At 42.1% G+C, this 21,756-nt stretch carries 19 protein-coding genes; 11 read left to right on the top strand and 8 right to left on the bottom strand.

Going from position 1 to position 21,756, the window contains the following annotated elements:
• Positions 1-153 precede the first annotated feature (153 nt).
• The 4 genes from N480_RS13445 to N480_RS13430 all read right to left on the bottom strand — a co-directional run bounded on the left by N480_RS13445 (position 154) and on the right by N480_RS13430 (position 3,923).
• A complete protein-coding gene (locus N480_RS13445; RefSeq protein ID WP_063373015.1) occupies positions 154-1,371 on the bottom strand; it encodes an NAD(P)/FAD-dependent oxidoreductase in 1,218 nt (405 codons plus the stop codon).
• Entirely contained in the window at positions 1,371-2,768 is a 1,398-nt protein-coding gene (locus N480_RS13440) for an NAD(P)/FAD-dependent oxidoreductase (RefSeq protein WP_063373014.1), read from the bottom strand. The genes N480_RS13445 and N480_RS13440 overlap by 1 nt, the downstream gene beginning before the upstream one ends.
• Positions 2,755-3,081, bottom strand: coding sequence for a 2Fe-2S iron-sulfur cluster-binding protein (locus N480_RS13435; protein ID WP_063373013.1), 327 nt, complete (start codon positions 3,079-3,081; stop codon positions 2,755-2,757). The genes N480_RS13440 and N480_RS13435 overlap by 14 nt, the downstream gene beginning before the upstream one ends.
• A gap of 353 nt (positions 3,082-3,434) precedes the next feature.
• Complete coding sequence (locus N480_RS13430) at positions 3,435-3,923, bottom strand: winged helix-turn-helix transcriptional regulator (protein WP_063373012.1); 489 nt, start codon at positions 3,921-3,923, stop codon at positions 3,435-3,437.
• Between the two features lie 261 nt (positions 3,924-4,184).
• Between N480_RS13430 and putA the strand changes: the two genes are divergently transcribed.
• From putA to N480_RS13415, 3 genes are all read left to right on the top strand, one after another.
• Positions 4,185-7,988, top strand: coding sequence for a bifunctional proline dehydrogenase/L-glutamate gamma-semialdehyde dehydrogenase PutA (putA, locus tag N480_RS13425; RefSeq protein ID WP_063373011.1), 3,804 nt, complete (start codon positions 4,185-4,187; stop codon positions 7,986-7,988).
• 251 nt (positions 7,989-8,239) lie between these two features.
• A complete protein-coding gene (locus tag N480_RS13420; protein ID WP_081225492.1) occupies positions 8,240-9,439 on the top strand; it encodes an aromatic amino acid transport family protein in 1,200 nt (399 codons plus the stop codon).
• 178 nt (positions 9,440-9,617) lie between these two features.
• Positions 9,618-10,499 carry a hypothetical protein gene (locus tag N480_RS13415; RefSeq protein WP_063373010.1) on the top strand — a complete coding sequence of 294 codons (882 nt, stop codon included), beginning with the start codon at positions 9,618-9,620 and terminating at the stop codon, positions 10,497-10,499.
• A 17-nt stretch (positions 10,500-10,516) separates the two neighbouring features.
• On the opposite strand, the gene N480_RS13410 is transcribed toward N480_RS13415, so the two are convergent.
• The 3 genes from N480_RS13410 to pomA all read right to left on the bottom strand — a co-directional run bounded on the left by N480_RS13410 (position 10,517) and on the right by pomA (position 12,933).
• Positions 10,517-11,044 carry a hypothetical protein gene (locus tag N480_RS13410; RefSeq protein WP_063373009.1) on the bottom strand — a complete coding sequence of 176 codons (528 nt, stop codon included), beginning with the start codon at positions 11,042-11,044 and terminating at the stop codon, positions 10,517-10,519.
• Positions 11,045-11,226: 182 nt separating this feature from the next.
• Positions 11,227-12,162 (bottom strand): flagellar motor protein MotB, encoded by a 936-nt coding sequence (locus N480_RS13405; protein ID WP_063373008.1) that lies wholly within the window; start codon positions 12,160-12,162, stop codon positions 11,227-11,229.
• A gap of 3 nt (positions 12,163-12,165) precedes the next feature.
• Positions 12,166-12,933 carry a flagellar motor protein PomA gene (pomA, locus tag N480_RS13400; RefSeq protein ID WP_063373007.1) on the bottom strand — a complete coding sequence of 256 codons (768 nt, stop codon included), beginning with the start codon at positions 12,931-12,933 and terminating at the stop codon, positions 12,166-12,168.
• Positions 12,934-13,181: 248 nt separating this feature from the next.
• On the opposite strand from pomA, the gene N480_RS13395 reads away from it, so the two are divergent.
• From N480_RS13395 to N480_RS13365, 8 genes are all read left to right on the top strand, one after another.
• Complete coding sequence (locus tag N480_RS13395; RefSeq protein ID WP_063373006.1) at positions 13,182-13,424, top strand: exodeoxyribonuclease VII small subunit; 243 nt, start codon at positions 13,182-13,184, stop codon at positions 13,422-13,424.
• Positions 13,425-13,428: 4 nt separating this feature from the next.
• Positions 13,429-14,316 carry a (2E,6E)-farnesyl diphosphate synthase gene (ispA, locus tag N480_RS13390; RefSeq protein WP_063373005.1) on the top strand — a complete coding sequence of 296 codons (888 nt, stop codon included), beginning with the start codon at positions 13,429-13,431 and terminating at the stop codon, positions 14,314-14,316.
• A 113-nt stretch (positions 14,317-14,429) separates the two neighbouring features.
• The gene (gene dxs / locus N480_RS13385) at positions 14,430-16,295 is read left to right on the top strand and encodes a 1-deoxy-D-xylulose-5-phosphate synthase (protein ID WP_063373004.1); all 1,866 of its coding nucleotides are present in this window, start codon (positions 14,430-14,432) and stop codon (positions 16,293-16,295) included.
• A gap of 723 nt (positions 16,296-17,018) precedes the next feature.
• Positions 17,019-17,255 (top strand): helix-turn-helix transcriptional regulator, encoded by a 237-nt coding sequence (locus N480_RS13380; protein WP_063373003.1) that lies wholly within the window; start codon positions 17,019-17,021, stop codon positions 17,253-17,255.
• Positions 17,256-17,457: 202 nt separating this feature from the next.
• Positions 17,458-18,111, top strand: a complete 654-nt coding sequence (locus N480_RS13375; protein WP_063373002.1) for a hypothetical protein — start codon at positions 17,458-17,460, stop codon at positions 18,109-18,111.
• A gap of 232 nt (positions 18,112-18,343) precedes the next feature.
• The gene (locus tag N480_RS13370) at positions 18,344-19,621 is read left to right on the top strand and encodes a hypothetical protein (RefSeq protein ID WP_063373001.1); all 1,278 of its coding nucleotides are present in this window, start codon (positions 18,344-18,346) and stop codon (positions 19,619-19,621) included.
• Positions 19,608-19,769: a hypothetical protein gene (locus N480_RS25370; protein ID WP_155732851.1), complete on the top strand. Its 162-nt coding sequence runs from the start codon at positions 19,608-19,610 to the stop codon at positions 19,767-19,769. The genes N480_RS13370 and N480_RS25370 overlap by 14 nt, the downstream gene beginning before the upstream one ends.
• 120 nt (positions 19,770-19,889) lie before the next feature.
• On the top strand, positions 19,890-20,963 hold the full coding sequence (locus N480_RS13365; protein ID WP_063373000.1) for a PAS domain-containing protein: 1,074 nt from the start codon (positions 19,890-19,892) through the stop codon (positions 20,961-20,963).
• An 86-nt stretch (positions 20,964-21,049) separates the two neighbouring features.
• On the opposite strand, the gene N480_RS13360 is transcribed toward N480_RS13365, so the two are convergent.
• Positions 21,050-21,535: a Spy/CpxP family protein refolding chaperone gene (locus N480_RS13360; protein ID WP_063372999.1), complete on the bottom strand. Its 486-nt coding sequence runs from the start codon at positions 21,533-21,535 to the stop codon at positions 21,050-21,052.
• Between the last annotated feature and the right edge of the window lie 221 nt (positions 21,536-21,756).

Below are 21,756 nucleotides of genomic sequence, written 5' to 3'. Positions count from 1 at the left end.
AGCTAGTACTGTTACATAATAACAACTTCAAAAATAATGTCAGTTTGATGCGACAAAAAGCAAAAATCCGCTTTTAAATGATCCGAAATTAAATAACTAGCCTTATAGATGGCTTACTCTTGCATTGGTAAGCCATCAATTTAGAAGTAGTGTTTACTCCGCTTTATCAAAAAAGCGCGTCACACTAAATGGAGTTAAATCGATTGACGTGGGTTGGCCCATCACTAATTCGGTCATGAGTTTACCCGTGATAGCAGACGTTAAAATACCTGTCCTAAAATGACCACATGCATTTAGATAGCCTTCAATGCCCGGAACTTCGCCCAAAATGGGCAATTCATCTGGTGTGCCAGGTCTAAGCCCTGCCCAGCAACGTTTGATATTCGACTCATTAAGAATAGGCAAACACTTCATAGCACCTCGGGATAGCTCTTGAATTTTATCCAAGCTATTGGTGGTATCAAAGCCTTTTTCCTCGGTAGAAGAACCAATCAATACTTCACCATTGTCTTTTTGTGCAATGTAGCAATCACTGGTGCTGATACACCCATTTAGAATTTTTGGCATACGCTCTGACAACACAATTTGGCCTTTTACTGGATAAACAGGCATGTCCAAGTCTGTGGCTTGTTTAAAGAGGGTATTCGCCCAAGCGCCTGTCGCATTGATGACAGTGTCACTGTGTAGCTCACCAGCGGCGGTTTTTAAACCCAGTACTCGGTTTCCTTCGCGCAGTACGTGTTCAATTTCAGTATGTAAAAACAGTTCAACCCCGTTCTGTCTCGCCGCCTCGGTATACGCTTCAACAAGACGATAAGGGTTCACTTGGTGATCACATTTGAAATCAATGGCACCAATCGCATCAGGTGTAACATATGGTTCTTCTGCTTTTAACTGTTCTGCATTTAGCCAGCGGATCTGATCGCTCAAATGCGGAATACCACTGACAATTTGGTCGGCGTATAACTCGTCATCACGGTTGTACATGATAAACTTGAGCCCAGTTCGTTCAAACTTAAAGTCTACATCATGCTTTGTGCGCAGCTCTTCATAGAGGTCTGGGTACATAGCATTCGATTTTAATGCCAGTTCAAAAAAGCAATCTGGTAATTGGTGGGGGCGCATCGTCGGAATTTCTTCGCCTTGCGCTTCACTTTGCAATTTGGACAAGGTTTTGAAAAAAATCACCCCACATCCAAGTCCTACCGACTCACCAATTGCCCACAATCCACCCGCAGAGGCGCGAGATGCATTACCAGGCTTTTTAATATCGACTAAGGCTATTTTAAGGTCGGTATCACGACTTAAAAAGTACGCGCAAGCCGCACCAATGGCGCCACCACCAGCAATAATGACATCATATTTGCTCATCAATTTATTTCTTCCATAAAAGTAAAGGGAATGGGATCTAAAGGAAATCGAGGTTTTATCACCCCTGTTTTTGGATTTTGGTTATGGCCAGCTTGATGAAGCAGGTCTAACGCATAGCTACTACAAGTTTTGCCTTGACAATCACCCATGCCAATTCGAGTACGCATTTTCAATGTTGTCAGATCTTTTACACCTTGCTTTATCGCATCGTCTAACTGTTTTTTAGTTGCTTGCTCACAACGGCACACCACGGTGTCATCTTGTGCCAAATTGAGTATGCCGTTTTGGCGCTCGCTGAAGCGATCGAAACCAAACCTAAAACGTGAAATTCTGCCATGTCGACGCATTATTTTGTTTTTCTCTTTGAGCGCGACACTCGCGGTTACAGCCCCTCGTTTCAAGGCAATATTCAGTGCGGCGATTTGGCCCTCACATATCGCGGCATCTGCGCCCAGTAGACCACTGCTATCACCCACAACATACATGTTGTTTTGATTACTGAGAAAGTTATCATCCAGCTCTGGTATGTAACCACTCACTTTTGTGTATTTATGTTCTATTCCTAATAGCATTGCCAATTGAGTACGAGCAACAAAACCATACCCTACGCCAATTGCATCAACTTCAATTGACTGTGCGCGACGATGATCGGCCTGCCAATTGTCATCATATGGTGCGACTGTTATTCGCTCTAAACTTTCTGCTCCCTGAGCATTTACGATGCCATGACCGTAGTAAAAAGGGATCTGATGTTTCTTCAGGTACCCCATCATACTCAAACCTGAAAGTGTCAATTTAGGCTTGTTTAATAGTGCAACCGCTTCTTTCGCTAGTTTATTAAATGAGCTTGCTTCATATACACCAACGACATTTACACCCGCTTTGTGTAACTGACAAGCAACCAATGGCAGTAACGGACCTGTTCCTACTAACGCCATTTTGGCACCCGGTTTAACCAGGCCACTTTTTATTTGCAATTGCACGCCTCCCAGCAACATCACCCCCGGTAATTGCCAACCAGGAAACGGTACACTGCGCTCATGACATCCCGTTGCCAAAATTAATTCATTGTAACTTTGCGTAGTCAGTTCGCCATTTTCACTTAACAGTAACTGCTGCTTACCCTCAGGCCCTAACACACGAGTCAATAACTTTAGGTCGATAAAATCACGATTATTCTCATATCGTGTACGAAGTGCACTCATCGCCCGCTGCAAATTATCATCTAAATGGGGCAAAGACGACGTCCTACGTAGTGGCCCTCTATAAATCACACCGCCTATTTTTGGCGCTTCATCAATCACTACTGATGGGATCTGATACTTCCCTAACATGGCGGCAGCGGCGGTACCCGACGGTCCACCACCAATGATCACTACAGGACTAGACTTTACCATTGCATAGTCCCTCTTCTTTAAAGCGGTTACTCAGTGTTTCAATGTTCATGTTTGGCTCAACCAAAGTTTGGCAAGCCCGTTGCTTGTGGCGTTTATTAATTTTAACGTGGCAGCAGTGACAAACTCCCATAGAGCAATATGCACCCGTGACGACATGTTTATCGTTTTCGCATATGCGCTTTGTATTTGTTGCCTGCAATACTGATAACACGGTTTCTCCCTCGCAGGCAGTGACCGGCGTATTATCAATTAGGACTTGAAACTGGATAGAGTCTAAAGGCGTAATATCCTTTGTACGCGTCGCTGTTGTCATTTTATTACCTTACTTACTTTACCGAATTCATTCTGCTTCAGATTAGGGTAAAAAATTGCCAACAAGAATCATAAATTTACAAAAGTTAAACTTTTGTTGATCTAAATTAAACTAGTCTCAAAAAGAGCTCATATGTAATGCGCTGTAATGTATTTTTCCATTTCTTTATGATTTAGGAATAAAAAAGCATAAAATAAAAACTCAAATATACAAAGAGTTATAATCAAAAAAAGATTGATAAAAAGGGTTTAGCGTTAAACACACACAAAATATTGCATTAAATATTTTATTTCAATTATTACCATAAAAATTACTAAACCCATAAATAGAAAGGGGGTGATTGAAATTAATTGTTAATCAATTGGTAATATCGTTACTCCAGCATCTTCTTTTACGTGCTCAATTACCATATAAGTATGATTTGTTCCTACTCCAGGTATTTCAACAATTTGGCCAAGTACTTCCCGATACTGATGCATGTCTGTTACTCGAATTTTTAGTAGGTAATCAAAGCCTCCCGCCACCATGTCACACGACACGACGTGCGGGATCTCAATGACGTGTTGCTTGAATGTTTCGAATACCGACTCCGTAGAACTTTTTAATGTGATTTCGACATGTGCCACCAGCTTCTGGCCTAATTTCTCTGCGTTGAGCCTTGCTGCATAGCCTTCTATATACCCTTCAGCTTCGAGCTTTTTAACTCTATCTAGACATGGGCTGGGGCTTAAATTCACAGCTTTAGCAAGGTTAACATTTGAAATTCGGCCGTTTTTTTGCAGTGCTTCTAATATGGCAGTGTCAATGCGATCTAACACTCTGGTTTTTATTGACGTGGTCATGCAGCATAAAATTCTGTAAGAAAGTCTTTATACCCCTAAATTTACCGTATTTAGTGAAAATAGAACAGCATATTCTGCTGAAACTTCTATACAATGCTCTCAAATTTCTATGGCGTTCCTATGATAAGGGCAAAGTTGTTTCTTATCACTCAGGGGCTAAAATTTAACCACCGTAAATTTACACAGCAGCTTACTCTTTGAGCTGCAGAAGACACTTGCTGTCTTCGTAGTACTTAGGTTTTTATATTGAGGGTTTAACCTATGCTATTTCAAGGCGATTTAACAACCCAGTGTCCGATCCGTCAAAAGATCCGTGACTTCTACCGCATTGATGAAGAAACTGTCATCGATCATATTTTACCGCTTGCTGAAGTCGGTGTTTCTGCTCGTACTCGTGCATGGGAACGAGCTCGTCAAATGGTATTAAACATCCGTAAAGATCAACACGGTCAAGGCGGTGTAGACGCATTATTAGAAGAGTACTCACTGTCTTCTGAAGAAGGTGTTGTGCTTATGTGTTTGGCTGAAGCGCTTTTACGCGTACCAGATGCACAAACGCAAGATATGTTAATTCGCGATAAGCTTAGCAAAGGTGACTGGAGCTCGCATTTAGGTAATAGTGATTCACTATTTGTAAACGCGTCGAGCTGGGGCCTATTACTAACCGGTAAAATGGTTAACTACGCTGACAAAAACAAAGAAGAACAATTTGGTTTACTAAAGCGCACTATGGGTCGCATTGGCGAACCTGCGATTCGTAAGTCAGTGCAATATGCGATGAAGATCATGGGCCAGCAATTTGTAATGGGCACCACGATTGAAGCTGCACTTGAACGCGCTAAAGAAAAAGAAGCGACAGGCTACGCATATTCATACGATATGCTTGGTGAAGGCGCGCGCACAATGGCTGACGCAGAGCGTTACTTTAACAGCTATATGACGGCTATCCATGTCATTGGTAAAGCAGCAAATAACCGTGGCCCAATCAAGAGCCCAGGTATTTCAGTAAAACTATCAGCCATTCACCCTCGTTATGAATTTACTCACCGCGACCGTGTTATTGAAGAGCTGGTACCTAAACTTAAAGAATTAGCACTTGCGGCAAAACAATACGACATTAACTTCACAGTAGACGCTGAAGAAGCGGACCGTTTAGACATATCACTTGATATCATCGAAGCCGTATTTTCTGATGATGCACTCGGTAACTGGAATGGCTTTGGCCTTGCTGTGCAAGCGTATCAAAAGCGTGCTATTTGGGTTATTGATTGGCTGGAAGCCCTGTGCCGCCGAGTTGGTCGTAAGATGATGGTTCGTCTTGTAAAAGGGGCTTATTGGGATACTGAAGTTAAACTCACTCAAGCTGATGGCCTTGAAGACTTCCCAGTATTTACTCGTAAAGCAACCACTGACGTATCTTACAAAGCATGTGCAATCAAGCTAATGAATGTACGTGACGTGATCTTCCCTCAGTTTGCAACCCACAACGCCTACTCAGCTGCCACTATCCTTGAGCTTGCAAACGGTGAATTCAATAACTTTGAATTCCAGTGTCTGCACGGTATGGGTGATTCGTTATACAACCAAGTCGTAACAGAAGACAAAGTACAATGTCGTGTCTATGCGCCAGTTGGCCAGCACGAAGACTTGCTTGCCTACCTTGTTCGCCGTCTACTTGAGAACGGTGCAAACTCTTCTTTCGTAAACGCGATTGTTGATGAGTCAATGCCTGTTGAGTCTCTCCTTGAAGATCCGGTAGAAAAGATCCAACGTGTTAAGCACAAGCGTAATATGCAAATCACGTTGCCAATCGACCTGTACGGTGAAGAACGCAATAACTCAAAAGGTCTTGACCTGACAAACATCAACCACATCACACCGATGCGTGACAACTTGCAAAAGTGGGTTGAGGAAAACTTAATGACGGCTGCGGATGTCCCAGCAGGTCACGAAGCGGTATTAAACCCAGCTAACCACGATGAAGTGATTGGCTCTATTCGCCACCAAGATGCTGATGAAATGAAGCAACTTGTGGCCAATGCAGAGACGGCTTTCGCAACTTGGTCACAAACATCAGTCAGTGAACGCGCAGAAATTTTGCGCCGCACAGGTGATGCACTTGAGCGCCATCGCGACGAACTTATCGCGATGTGTATCAAAGAAGCAGGTAAAATCACACAAGACGGTATTGATGAAGTCCGTGAAGCAGTTGATTTCTGTCGTTACTACGCTGCAAAAGCTGAAGAGCTTGCTCTGGATGAGCGCTTTAGTCCACGTGGTGTGATCTTATGTATCAGCCCTTGGAACTTCCCACTGGCTATCTTCCTTGGACAGGTTGCTGCGGCAATCGTGACGGGTAACACCGTTATCGCAAAACCAGCTGAGCAAACATCATTGGTTGCCCTTCGTACCATTGAACTAATGGAAGAAGTGGGTTTACCAAAAGGTATTGTACAGCCTGTTATCGCGCGCGGTAGTGAAGTAGGCAAACACATCGTGCCAGATACACGTATCCAAACGGTGATGTTCACAGGCTCGACTGAAACTGGAACGCGTATTTCGCAAACGCTTGCTGAGCGCGGCGGTGATCAAGTGCCTCTAATTGCAGAGACTGGTGGTCAAAACTGTATGATCGTTGACTCAACCGCACTGCCTGAGCAAGTGGTTGATGATGTGATTTCATCTGGTTTCCAAAGCGCCGGTCAACGATGTTCAGCACTTCGCGTACTCTTTGTACAAGATGAGATCGCGGACAAGGTGATCAATATGATCAAAGGGGCGATGAAAGAGCTACATATTGGCGACCCTGCGCATCTATCTACTGACGTAGGCCCTGTAATTGACCAAAAAGCATTGAATGCGCTAAATGAGCACGTTGAATACTTAAAAGGCAACGCAACACTGCATTATGAGTGCTCACTGCCAGATATGGACGAGACTGGTCACTTCTTCTTTGCACCGCGTCTATACGAAATCAGCGACCTATCAGTACTGAAAAAAGAAGTATTCGGCCCATGTGTTCACGTGATCCGCTTTAAAGGCGCTGATATAGACAATGTTATTGACCAAGTTAATAGCACTGGTTTTGGTTTGACTATGGGTATCCACACACGTATCGAAGAACGTGCTGAGTACTTAGCAAAGCAATCTCGCGCTGGTAATATTTACGTTAACCGTAACATGATTGGTGCGGTCGTAGGTGTACAACCATTTGGTGGTCGCGGCCTATCTGGTACAGGTCCTAAAGCAGGCGGCCCTAACTACATTGCTAGATTAGTAAAAGAAAACCAAGCTGCAGAAAACATCCAAGCGACTAATATCAAAGCTGACGGAGAAGAGATCACTGCTTATCAAGGCGCACAAGAGCAAGTATCTCGCATGATGAATATCTCAAAGCGCGACGAAAAGACTTGGCGTGCAATGCCACTAAACGATCGCGTTTCTGTCGTACGTCAGCTACTTGCTAAGCTCGCCAAAGTTGAGATCCTAGATACGCTTGCCGATGACTTAAACAAAACGCTGGCCGATGCCCGTGAGCAACTTATTCGTGTTGAAAAGCGTTTAGATACGGTAATTGAGCTACCTGGCCCTACAGGCGAATCAAACACGCTTCGCTACGAAGCACGTGGCTGTGTTGTCTGTTATGCAGATAAAGATACCTCATTTAACTTCTGGGTATTATCGGTTATCACTGCGCTAGCAGCTGGTAACACCGTGATCACGGTTGTCTCTGACTTATTCCACGAAGAAGCAATTGCGTTTAGAGATAAGTTATTAAGCAGTGGTGTAGCAGAGGGCGTACTTCAAGTTGCTAAGCTTAACCAGCTTCCTGCACTTCTTGCACACGAACACCTTGCTGGTGCTGTCGTCGGAAGTGGCTGTGAGCGTAAGGGCTATGTCAGTACGCAGCTTGCCGCGAGAAGTGGTGCGATTTTGCCTGTGATCAGCGCAGAGTACTACGATACGCTACTAGGACGCCTAGTCACCGAGAAGACAATCAGTATCGATACAACAGCTTCAGGCGGTAATACATCGCTGATGACGCTTGTCGAAGATGAGTCATAAATCACATCATGACTAAGTCGTAAACGAAGTTTAAAAGCCAGCTAATGCTGGCTTTTTTATTTTTAAACTCATTCAAAGCGTCTTCAGATAGCACTATAACTAACAACAAGTTATCTTCACTAAAAACAAAATAAATTAACTTTTGTAAGACATAAATTACAATCCTTTACTTTGATTTTCAGCAAAACTATTTCAATTTTGTGCAGACCGTTATATTGTGCCTGTTTCTCTCACAAATATAGGGGCAATTTGTGCTTAATAATAAAACACTGGGCAGTATGCTGATTGTCGCAGGTACCACAATTGGTGCAGGTATGCTCGCGCTGCCAATTGCATCGGCTGGGCTCGGGTTCACCACTTCGCTCATTTTAATTATCGCAACTTGGTTGTTAATGACTTATACCGCCCTGCTTATGCTTGAAGTCCACCAGTTTGCTAATCAAGAAGCCACATTAAATACATTGGCGAAACAGATCTTAGGCATTAAAGGACAATATATTGCCAACTTTTCGATGGTCTTCTTATTTTACGCACTTTGCGCAGCCTATATCGCTGGTGGTGGCTCCCAATTAGGAGAAAAACTCAGTAACCTAGCGGGCGTGAAAATTGCGCCTCAAATAGGCTCCATCGTTCTCGCCGTGATTGTCGCAACCATTGTTGCGCTAGGAACCAGCACAGTAGATAAACTAAATAGAGTATTATTTACAATTAAAATCATCGTACTTGCTAGTTTGTTTTTCGTTTTAACTCCTTATGTTCACGGTCAACACTTATTGAATATGCCGATTGAACAGGGGCTTATCTTGTCAGCTATTCCCGTTATTTTTACCTCATTTGGGTTCCATGGCTCTATTCCATCTATTGTGAAGTATGTCGGGCTAGACATTAAAACTTTACGACGAGTGATGATAGCTGGCGCAGCTTTACCATTGACTATTTACGTTTTTTGGCAATTGTTAAGTCAAGGTATCATGGCACAAGAAGCACTGCTCCAAAGTGAAAACCTTCAGGGCCTAGTGACCTCAATTTCAAGTATTGCCCAAAGCTCTAAAGTACATACCTTTGTTACTATTTTTGCCGATTTAGCGCTCGCAACATCATTTTTGGGAGTGAGCCTGGGACTGTTTGATTTCTTTGCCGATGCTTTCAAACAAAACAACAATGGTATGGATAGAGTGAAAACGGCTTTAATAACGTTTATACCACCGCTTGGTTTTGCACTTTTTTACCCACAAGGTTTTATCATGGCGCTAGGCTATGCTGCCATCGCGCTAGTCGTATTAGCAGTATTTCTACCAGTCGCCATGGTTTGGCAACAAAGAAAGGAGAACATGTCTGGTTACCAAGTCCGAGGGGGTAACTTAGGGCTCGCTTGTGCAGGCTTATGCGGCCTGCTTATCATCTCTGCACAATGCTTACAAATGTTTGGTGTAATACCTGCACTGGGATAATCACCCAGAATACATGTCCTTTGGAGATAGACTTCCTATCTCCACTGCCTTTGCATGGTAACTCCATCTACCACGCTTCTACAATCTCTAATATATCACTACCACTTTCTTACAATTCTAGTGTCGATTTTCATCTAGTGCGATGTATATAATAGGCTCAATCATAAAGGAGTTAACAATGAAACAGGCTACATTGGCGCTAGTGCCACTACTATTGCTCAGCGCATGCGGCGGTGAGAATGACTCACCATTACAGCGAGACAATAGTTCTAATCCAGATACACCAACTGCACAAAATCCAAGTACAGGGCAAGATTGCGGTGCAAACTTTAGTGCTGAGCGTTCGCTGAATAAGTTTGAGTTCTCTAGCGTGTTCTGGCAAGTGGAAGGCGAACGCCTACAATCTAAGCCTGAGTTCAGACTCTATGCAGATAGCCGCTCTCTCGGGGCTACACATACAATTACTTCGGATAAAACACTTTGTCTACTCGCTGCCAGTGTTTTTGGCTCAATCAGCGCAGAAACATGGGATGGCGAAGATAATGCGTCATTTAAAAAAGGTGAGCTGTACTACTACGCGCCAGAATTTAAATTTAAGACCAGTTTACCTGATATTGCTTCACTTACGGATTGGCGTTCAAAAAGCCAGCCAGAGAAAATAACGCAATCGCTTGAGAGCGTTAATCTAACAATTCACTACCGAGATAGAGACAACAACCTAATAACATTGGGGGATCCTCAAACAAATATGAACTCCATCATATTAAGTTGTGATCAAACAGAATTCGATATCTCTCTCTCTTTACAACAAGTTGCCAATTCAGCTCTCGCCACGCTCGACCCTGCATATTGCGAAACACAAACAATAGGCAACGAAGCGCAAACGTTTTGTTTATCTGCAGGGTTTGAACAAGACATTAAACTTGAAAGCTGTAAATTTGACCTGACGAAGGTGTCATTACCAGACCAAAGAGGGAATAAAACATCTGTTCAGGTATCGGGGTTATTAGAGTTTGAACAGGCCAACGCTGAGCTAAAAATCTCAGATATTGACTTATAAGACTGATTGCTAGGGCTTTAGCTTTTTACGGAACTATTTTTCCACTTGAGCTTTTGCCCAAAGTGCCATAACAAAGGCACAAAGCACAGCACAATCGTGACGGTATTGACGATTGGCAGTACCGACTTGTAAAGGTAAGTAGAGTAGCTCAGGTCCATTAAATGTCTATCAACCAAACGGAACAACTGAAGTATAGGCGCAGGTAACACCACGAGTTGAACCATTATACTCTGCCACATATACATTTTATCTTTCAAAGCCCAGTACGCGACAATGGCAATGAAAATAATGTCATTAAGTGCCCAAATAATATAACGGTAGACTTTGTCATCATCAAAAGAACGAATAGGGTCAAAAGTAAATGACCCCACGACAAAGAACACTAGGCACAACATTGAATATCGAAAAGCTTGCTTATCTTTTATCACTAAAAAAATCACACATGCTAAAAAAGCCAATAGCGTTAGTGAGTCATCAAGAACCGCTATAAACTTAAGATGAAAAGCATGAGTATTTAAGTACTCGGCAAGCTGAGAGGAGTCCAAATGTATGCCTATTTAGTGTTCTATGCTATTTATTTATCCGTTTGATCGTCGCTATCGCCACCGCTACCATTACCACCAGGCATTCTTGCGAAGCGTTTTAAAATTGACATAACAAGCTCCTTAAAATAAAAATTTTCCAACCAACATACGTTAGCCCAAAAATGTACATCACGCAATCTTTTCTAGTTATTTTCCCGCCTAACTTCAATAGGATCGGATTCTTTTGCTTTGCCCTGCAATATCGAGATTTCGACGCGGCGATTACGTTTTCGGTCTGTGTCATTTGCATTTGGTACTAAAGGACGAGTATCAGCGTGCCCCACGACAACCATGCGGTTTTTATCAAAGCCACTGACTGTTTGCATTTCACTCGCAACGGCAACAGCACGAGTTGCTGACAAGTCCCAATTATTGTAGTAAAGCTCGTTAGACACTTGAAAATCATCTGTGTGCCCTGAAACCGTGATCTCACCCGGGACATCTTTCAGCAGCTCCGCAATATCATGGATCACGGGCTTAAATTTTGGCTGTAAAAATGCACTTCCCGATGGAAATGAGCCGTTCTCTTGAATGCGAATAATAATTTGCTGACCGAGAGACTCTAACTCTATTGCACCATCCATAATCTGCTTTTCAAGCTGCTGCGAGATTTTTTTAACCAGCTCATTCACCTGCTCTTGATCCGCAGCTGCAACGGCTTGTGTCATAGACTGCTCTTGAGCGGTACTGGCTGACTCACCTCCCCGCTTGTTGCCACGCTGTTCCTGTCTACCACCAGCAGAGCTCTCTTCACCCGCTTGAAACTCTAACATTTGCTGAGTCATTTCAACAGTTTGCTGTTGAATCGTTTCTATCGGCGTAGGCTCTGGTTTTCCGGGCGTAAACTCCATTGCGATTACGCTGGTCCCTTTGGGAATGTCTTTAACTTCTATTTTATTCTGCACACCAAACGCGAACTTCATAGAGCCCGCTATTTGCTTAAACTTCAGTACGTCCATTTCTGAAAACGCCAAAAGTAAAACGAAAAAGCACATCAACAATGACATCAGATCCGCAAAAGTCCCCATCCACGCAGGCAAACCTGGGGGGGGACATTTACATTCATTTTCGTCAGACATAGCCTACTCCTCTGCGCCGTCACCGCGTTTTGACTCTGGCAAGTAGTTTTTCAAAATGCCTTCAATCACTTTTGGATTCTGGCCATCTTGTATGCCTAAAATAGCATCTAGGATCAAACGTTGATTGCGCTCTTCTTCGTCTTTTCTGAGCTCTAGTTTCACTTGAATCGGTATGGCAACAACGTTTGCTAAAAAGGCACCATAAAGCGTTGTTAGTAGTGCTACCGCCATCGCTGGACCAATCGCTTTAGGGTCATCCATGTTTGATAACATGGCAACAAGACCGATTAATGTACCAATCATACCCATTGCTGGTGCTATATCTGCCAGTGATTTAAATAACCCCGCACCTAACTCGTGACGGTTAGCTGTCAAAGCAATGTCTTTTTGTAGCGTCGCGCGCACTACATCAGCGTCGTGGCCATCAACCAGCATATCGACCCCTTTTCTCATAAATGGGTTCGGTATTTCTGCTTCTTCTAAAGCGAGAAATCCACCTTTACGCGCCGAGTCAGCAAGCTCTACAGCTTTTTCAATTAATTCTTCAGGCGTTTCAATCTTAAACATGAACGCCTTGCCTGCTACTTTACCAATGCCCAAAAACTGCGCCATTGTAAAGTTCGAAAGCACTATAAATATTGAGCCACCGAATACAATAACCACTGAAGGAGTATTGTAAAACATGGCAAGTTGACCATCACTACTTAGAACCATCGACATGACTATCAAACCAATGGCACCAAGGATACCTATAACGGTTGCTAAATCCACACACCCTCCAAAGGTATTTATCCGTGAAATATCACGCAGTTATTGTTATACGTTGAGTTATCGGCAGGTTTTGCAATAACTTAATTCAATTATATTAAAAACCCTTTAAATTGCGAGAATATACGTAAACATTCAATTCAATTTGAGCAATAAGGATAGTAAAAAAGTCTATCAGATACTTTGACCTCTATCTTTAATAACCATAAAATTGAGCCCTTAAAAGTTTTGCGCAAAAGTAAAGAGAAGATATGGCAGTTAAAAAACCAGAAAATATGAGCTTTGAAGAAGCTGTCACAGAGCTAGAAACCATCGTGCAAGAAATGGAGCACGGAGAATTGACTCTTGACCAGTCCCTAAAGCAATTTGAACGAGGTGTGAAACTAGCCCAAGCGTCAAATCACAAACTTCAACAAGCAGAACAGAAAGTATCAATTTTACTCGCGAATGACGAGACGACCACACCCAGTGAGTTTGCGGATCAAGTGGAATAATTGCGTGGATTTACAACAAAAACTCAGCATCGCTAGACAAGATGTAGAACAAACAATACAAAACTATTTTGCGCAAGACCTAAATACAGATCCGACAGCTAAAGCGGCTGCACTATACTCTATTAGCAATGGCGGAAAGCGATTGCGCCCTTTTTTAGTGTATGCCACTGGCGAAATGCTCGGTGCTAACAAGCAAGACTTAAATATCGCTGCCGCAGCCGTAGAGTGTATTCATAGCTATTCGTTGGTACACGACGATTTGCCAGCCATGGATGACGACGATTTAAGGCGAGGCAAGCCAACATGCCATATTGCATTTGATGAAGCTCAAGCCATTCTCGCTGGAGACTCTTTGCAAACCTTAGCGTTTGAATTGTTGTCTTCTCACAACTTTATTGTACCACCGAACCAGCAGCTAAAAATGATCAACGCGTTAGCGCAAGCATCAGGGCTGCAAGGTATGGTGGGTGGTCAGGCACTTGATATTGCCGCAACAAACAAATTGATCGATTTAGCACAATTAGAGCGTATTCATAGACTAAAAACAGGCGCTTTACTTAATTGTGCAATCGAATTAGGGGCACTTTGTGCTCCCAATGTTTCAGACTCAACTCGTAGTCAACTAAAGGAGTTTGGTTTAGCTATTGGATTGGCTTTTCAGGTACAAGACGATATTCTCGACATTGAAGGGGATACCAGTACGCTGGGTAAACCGCAGGGTTCGGATCTACAGCACAATAAATCTACTTACCCAGCTTTACTGGGCATGGAAGGGGCAAAAAATAAAGCCAAAATGCTGATTGAACAGGCATTACAAGCTTTGGATAAAATAGATGCTGATACCCGCATACTGGCCGAGCTAGCACATTATATTATTGCTAGAGACCATTAACCTTGGCCCTGTTGTAAATGACTATTTAGTGACAAGTTCCCTTTAAATTTATAAAACTATTGGCAAGCTTTGTATATAATTCAGCAAGGTTTGCTAAGGATATTACAAATAATATGACTCTTGATAGTAGCAAGTATCCCCTATTGGCACTCGTTGATCAGCCTCAACAGTTGCGCCAATTACCGCAGCAAAAGTTAAATGACTTTAGCGCGGAGCTGAGAGGTTATTTATTAGACTCAGTGTCTCAAAGTAGCGGCCACCTAGCTTCTGGGCTAGGCACTGTTGAATTAACTGTGGCGCTCCACTATGTGTATAACACACCGACTGATAGATTAGTGTGGGATGTTGGTCACCAAGCGTATCCTCACAAAATCTTAACTGGCCGAAAAGGCCAGATGCACACCATCCGTCAGAAAGATGGACTGCACCCCTTTCCATATCGTGAAGAAAGTGAGTTTGACACATTTAGTGTTGGCCACTCTAGTACCTCTATTTCGGCAGCCTTAGCCATGGCAATTGCAGCCGAAAAAGAAGGGAAAAACCGTAAAACCGTCGCCGTGATTGGTGATGGGGCAATGACAGCAGGTATGGCTTTTGAAGCAATGAACCATGCAGGTGACGTAAAATCAGATATGCTGGTTATACTGAACGACAATGAAATGTCTATTTCGGAAAATGTCGGCGCTTTAAACAATCACTTTGCACGTATCTTATCAGGTAGCTTCTATACCAATATTCGAGAAGGTGGTAAAAAGCTTCTCTCTGGAGTGCCACCAGTAAAAGAACTTGCCAGCAAAGTAGAAGAACACTTAAAAGGCATGGTGATCCCTGGTACGTTCTTTGAGGAGCTAGGTTTCAACTATATTGGCCCTATCGATGGGCACGATGTAGACATGCTGGTTGACACTTTGCGTAACATGCGCAATTTAAAAGGCCCGCAACTTCTGCATGTTAAAACGCAAAAAGGTAAAGGCTATCAACCTGCCGAAGCCGATCCGATTGGCTATCACGGCGTACCTAAGTTTGACCCAAACGTACATAGCTTACCTAAATCAAAACCGAGCGCACCGACTTTCTCTAAAGTATTTGGCGACTGGTTATGTGATATGGCGGCCCAAGATAAAAACTTAATGGCTATAACGCCAGCTATGCGAGAAGGTTCTGGCATGGTGAAGTTTTCTAAAGAGTACCCAAGACAGTACTTTGACGTCGCAATAGCTGAACAGCATGCTGTAACTCTGGGTGCAGGATTTGCCTGTGAGGGCCTAAACCCGGTCGTTGCAATTTATTCTAGTTTTTTACAGCGAGCTTATGATCAGTTGATCCACGATGTTGCACTGCAAAACTTGCCGGTTCTTTTCGCAATTGATAGAGCAGGCATTGTTGGTGCAGATGGCGAAACTCACCAAGGTGCCTATGATCTTAGTTTTATGCGCTGTATCCCGAACCTAGTTATCATGGCCCCGAGTGATTTAAACGAGTGCCGACAAATGCTTTATACTGGACACCTGTTAGATCAGCCAGCGGCAGTAAGATACCCAAGAGGATCGGCTGGTACTGCTGAAGTAGCGCAAACAATGACGCAATTACCTATCGGCAAAGCAAACCAGGTTCGTAAGGGAGATAAGCTCGCTATATTGAACTTTGGTACTTTACTAGAAAATGCCCATCAAGCTGCTGAACAGTTGGATGCAACACTTGTTGATATGCGTTTTGTTAAGCCTTTAGACACTGCGTTGCTCGAAACACTCGCTCAGACACACAGCCACTTTATAACATTGGAAGACAACGCAATTGCAGGTGGCGCAGGCAGTGCAGTCAGTGAATTCTTCGCTCAAAACAAAATCACAAGACCTGTCATGCATTTAGGGATCCCAGACGAGTTCATTAAGCATGGTACTCAAGCAGAGATGCACAGTGAAATGGGCCTTGATGGCGAAGGTATTTTAGCATCTGCAAAACATTGGCTTGCAGAGTAGCGAAGTTGGCCATATTTAGCTGCCTTTAATTAGGCAGCTATTTCTCCAAAATCCACATTAAGCGTATTTGTTGCGACAATACCAATACATTGTAGCTTCACTCCACCCTGCACCTATTAGTGCAAAATACTCAACAAAAAACACACAACCAGCCGTTCATAGCTGGCTCAGTTTTGCTGATGGTTTGATTAAACTAAAAACGACCTTTCTAAGGGTATATTTCTCTACAATTTAAACTTTGAAATAAATATAATTATAAAAAAACAAATATAATCATAATGATAACAAGATACCTCCCTCTCACCTATCGTTTTAAGCATCCAATATAGTTACTTTTTACAGTTGATTTTTAACCTCTCTTTATGAGTCGTTAATTGCGCTTTTGGCTTTTTATGCAATATTTCCTACCCAAAACAAAGAACCTATGAAACATTTCATATAGTTGAATGAACAATAGACAGTATTAATTTTATGTGATAAAAATCTGTGAAAATTACAATCTGTATACGAAATTAGCTTTGATTATATAAGTATGAACGGGTTGTAGTTATTTGTTGCTGAGGCAAGCTTATTCTTTAAAACAACTCATGCTATATAAAGTTGCTGATAATGTGTAACACCTTAATAAAGCACATATTAACTTTAGTTCATGGCCTCACAACAAAGTTTCGTCTTTTAAATGTTGTAAAATTGTAACGGATTCGGTATTAAGGTAAGGGGAATATGGTGGATTTTTTTGCAAGATATATCACAGGGGATGACCTTAGAGCACTGCGCAAGAAGAAAGGTGTCACAACAGCAATCATGGCGAAACATTTAGGTGTATGTCGCAAAACATACGAAAATTGGGAACGTGATGTCGGACAGCCAAAGCTTAACCAGTTTTTTGCGATTTGTGCCTACTGCTCCATTGATTTAACAGATTTAATTGCAAAAATCCGAGGTCAACAAAGCTCCTAAAGGACTGCTTGCGATGATAGGTTTTAATATACGGCACTCAAACCAAGATTATGAAAGCTCTAACGATCGTTTATATGATGAAAGCATAGAGCTTTTTGAGGAAATAAGCATTCATAACTTTATTTGCCAAAAGCGATACGTTGCTCAATATCATTTACTTCGCGATTAAAGCACACAGATCAATCAAGTTACAGCACAACGAATGAAAGTCATCGCAATCTTATTCGCTGCCACTTTAATCATGTATTTAACTACCAATGTGTTAGATGCAGTAAAGGCAGAGATTCTTTATGTCAGTGTTATCGTTTTTATCGGTATCTGGTTTCGTATTAATATCAACATTGCACACATTTGTGCCCTGCTCGCGTCACAGCATATTGTGTCGATCATTATTTTTCACTTTAATTTATTTTCTGTTGAACCCGATGCGCCTTGGGTTTGGCATAATGCTCGCGCTTTTACTATCCACTTTATTTTGGACTTAATACTGTTTTTTGCGATTGGTCTGCGGCCAGCTATATCTAGGTGGGTAAAACGACACCATGATGATGCCAAACAAATGATATGCATGACCAATGCTGACATTACCTTGCTAAGTATATTTGGTTTATTCATGCTGGTCGATGGCCTCGCTTTGATAGAGAACTTTTTAAGAAACTTGCGATACTTAGGTATCACTGGGTCGTTCTCTACTTACTTCCAAAACTGGACTGGGATTTACTACAACTACGAGCTCATTAAATCTTTTATTCTGGGCTTAGAAATGATTGCAGTGCTCTCAATCATCAAACCATCTGTGCGTAAGAAGTCTAACTTTAAACTGCCTTTCAAAGCTCATTCGCAACAACACCCGTGATTTTAACTGAGTAGTTAACACTTATCTGACAGCACTTAATTTATGGCGAGAATACAACACTAATACATCGCCATAAATAGAGCCGCTACACAATGATAAACTTTCATGTTCAAAAATTCAGCTAAAAACAGCGTGTTATAAATGGGGAAGCATTGTACAAAAAAAACCCACTTGCATTTAGTTTTCAATTTTTACAAAGATAAAACGGATACAACAATAAAGGGAAATTGAAATGAAACACTATGCATATGTGGGGTGTATAATTGGATTAATACTCTTACTCCACAGTAACATCGCACACTCTCAAACATACTCGGTTGGTGTCACATATATTGCTGCCACTGACTATAGTCGGACAGAAAAACTAACACCGAGGTATGATGATTATCGAGACGTACTAATTAAACTATGGTATCCAATCACCCAAACAGGCGACTTCGACGCGCGTTATCTGCATTTTCATACCGAGGAGTTTCCCTACTCAACCGCAACGCCATCCGAGCCTGATTACCAATTCCATGCTTATTTAAAAACACTGCCATTCACAACTTACAAAAATGCGCCAATAGCCCATTCTGACACACCTTTTCCAGTCGTTTTTTATTCTCATGGTTACCAATCAACGGTTGAAGATAAAGAAATATTAATGATAGAGCTCGCCAAACGAGGTTACATTGTTGCAAGTGTTGGGCATCCTCATCACGCCGGATTTGTCACTCAGAGCCATGGACAAAGTGCCACTTACGATCATGAAGCGCGTAAAGATGATTTTTACATTAGTGATCAAGCTGATGTGAACTTTGACGAGTTGGTCGCAGAGCTATATCAATTGGCTGGCCGCCCTCTAAATGAAAGTGAAGTTGCCCGCGTATATCAGTTAATGGCATGGGCTGAAGGTGACCGTATCGCTTTGAGCACTTGGGTACAAGATATGCATTTTGCTTATGACCAACTTGTTCGTCTTCAATACGGTCAGTATTGGGGTATTAATTATTTAGGGGAACATCTTAGGACCTTTAAAGGCAACCTCGATTTAACTCAGATCGCCGCGATTGGCCTGTCTTTTGGTGGGCCAACTGTGGCTGCATTTTGCGAGCAAGTATTTCAGTGTAAAGCGGCTATCAACTTGGATGGACTGCACTTTAACCTATCGCCTACTACCCCACATTCAAAACCTTACTTAATGATGCATTCTGATACACCACTGAGTGCTGACTATACCGTTGTATTTAATCAGCAGAAAGCTGATACCTATATGATGAAAGTCAAAGAAGCTTTACATTGGGATTTTTCAGATTATCCCTACGTGTTTCCTAACGATAGAAATCGAGAGTTTCTCGGGACAATAGACCCCTATGTTGTCACTGAGCTTGTGAATTCCGCGAGTGTGGAATTTATAGACTTATATCTAAAAGGGCTCGGCACCCGCAATCAATACCTTGAAACGCTATCCAACTTCGAACAAATCCAACTTCAGACAAAAACAGGAGATAACAATGAAAATCAATAAAACAAAACTTAAAAATCTCAGCTCAAAAAAGCAGTTAGAAAAGCAAGTAACACCAAATGTGAATGGTGGCGCAATATCCGTGCTGTACGGCGCTTGCCTCACGGCACCTGAGTTTTGCGGCACACTGTCTAAACTCACTTACTGCTAAGAAATATCATGCCTCTCATTCAGGGAGGCATTTATAAAGTGTTATATCTCCTTTGCAAATCTGGCAATTTGAGTAAATCAGGTAATACTTAAAACTCGACAGCTAACTAGGGTTCTGTTTATGCCAAATCAAGCAAAAGACATGGAAGAGATGCTGTTTTTCAGCCAAATGCTCAATGAGTGCTCTCCGCTGACACTGCTACAACAAATATTGATCCATTCTCATCATGCTATTGTCATTACAGATGCAGACGAACAAGCGGGATATCGTATTGTGTATGCCAACCCTGTATTTTGCCGACATACTGGGTATGAGCTGGCAGAACTTGTCGGCACCTCACCAAAGATACTCCAAGGGCCAAAAAGCAATAAACGCGTGATTGAAAAACTAACACCATCACTCAAAGAAAGAGGTTTTTTTTATGGTGCTTCAATTAACTATAGAAAAGATGGCAGTATGTATCCGGTTGAGTGGAATATTTCCGAGATCAAGAATGAACAAGGCGAAGTAACCCATTATATTTCTATGCAAAAAGACCTGAGCAACTTCAAGCGGTTGGCTGAAAAGGTCAAAGAATCAAATGAAAACTTTAAAGAATTTTATCTATCCACTACCAAAAAGAATAAGAGCGCAGAAAACCAAGAGGTAGTCGAGTCTTTAAAAAGTAATGAAAAAATCTACGCTGGTGGGCTGAGAAATGAAGAAAATGCAGATTTGTTTGAAGACGCATTTTTTGACTTTTCACCTGATGAACTGGGAGCACTTGGCAATAAAATGGACAAAGGCACATTAAGTGCTAATGACTTTTGGGCCGAAAATCCAATTGATGAAGAGGATATTTCAGCACTTATTGAGTCTATTCAAGAAGTGGATGTTGAGATTGGTTTATTGCAGTCCCAGGGGCAAAGTAAAGAGCGCTTAGAAAACATTGCTAACGGCTTTAAAGAAGTCGCCAATAACCTTTATTTTTGTGTTGAGTTTAATGATGGCGCACTCATTATTGACGAAGTTGCGAACGTCTTAATGATACTCGATGAAAATTATGATTTTCCTGTCGATACACTGATGACATTTAATAAGGAAGTGTTTGAATGGTTAGATGGTGCTGTAATTACCAAGCACACAGATAATATATTTGAAGGTGAAAACAACACCATAGCAGCAGGCAACCAACTCCTGCTATTCCTTAGGTAATACTTATTCATTGGTCGCTCAGAGTAATAGCATGAAGCTTTCCTGCTGAGCGACCGTAATGTCTCCTGCTAGCTTTAATCCCGTCATTAATTTTTATGGTGCATTTTTGCTAAGAACTTACCTTTTCTTTTTGCAATTTTTTCACGCTGCTCTGGAGTTAAAATATGATGAATGGCATGTCTTGCTTCCAGCATGGTTAGCATAAATGCCTGCTTTTTAGGTGCATATTCTTCTAGTAATAATTGTACTTGAGCCTTATCGAAAGTTTCTGCTTCAATGACTTCTTTAAAGGCTTTGTGCGGCTTGTTTTGAGGTTGTGTTTCTTTTAAAGCTGCAAAACGCGCTTTATAAGTATCAAAAACTGACTTCAGCTCAGTCTGCTGTGTATCAGACAAACCTAAATGGCGTACAGCTTTGTCGGAAAGCAGCCTTTTTTCAATATGCGCTAAGGGCTTCATGTGATGGCGCTTCGCTTTGTGTACCTGATGATTGCCTTCGTCTGCAAAAGAAGCTGCTGGAAGCATACCCATGCCGACACAACTGGCTAGTAATAGGCTGGCTAATTTTTTCATAGTGGTCTCTCCGGTTGATTGTATTTTCGTTCGACAGCGGTGCTCAACAACATCGTTCTACCTGGCACTGTCTGTACTCGTGACATGATTTAATTTAGCAAGCTCAAAGCAAAGCAACGTCAAGTCAGAGTAAAGTTTTGTCAACAGTGATTACAAAACATCTTAGGACATAGTGTTCATGACAAATGTGCAAAAATTATTGAAGCTGTATAAGCGCTTAG

It is taken from the genome of Pseudoalteromonas luteoviolacea S2607, assembly GCF_001625575.1.
GTDB lineage: Bacteria > Pseudomonadota > Gammaproteobacteria > Enterobacterales > Alteromonadaceae > Pseudoalteromonas > Pseudoalteromonas luteoviolacea_E.
The sequence above is the reverse complement of the archived record's forward strand: the minus strand, read 5'-3'. Positions and strand labels throughout refer to the sequence as shown.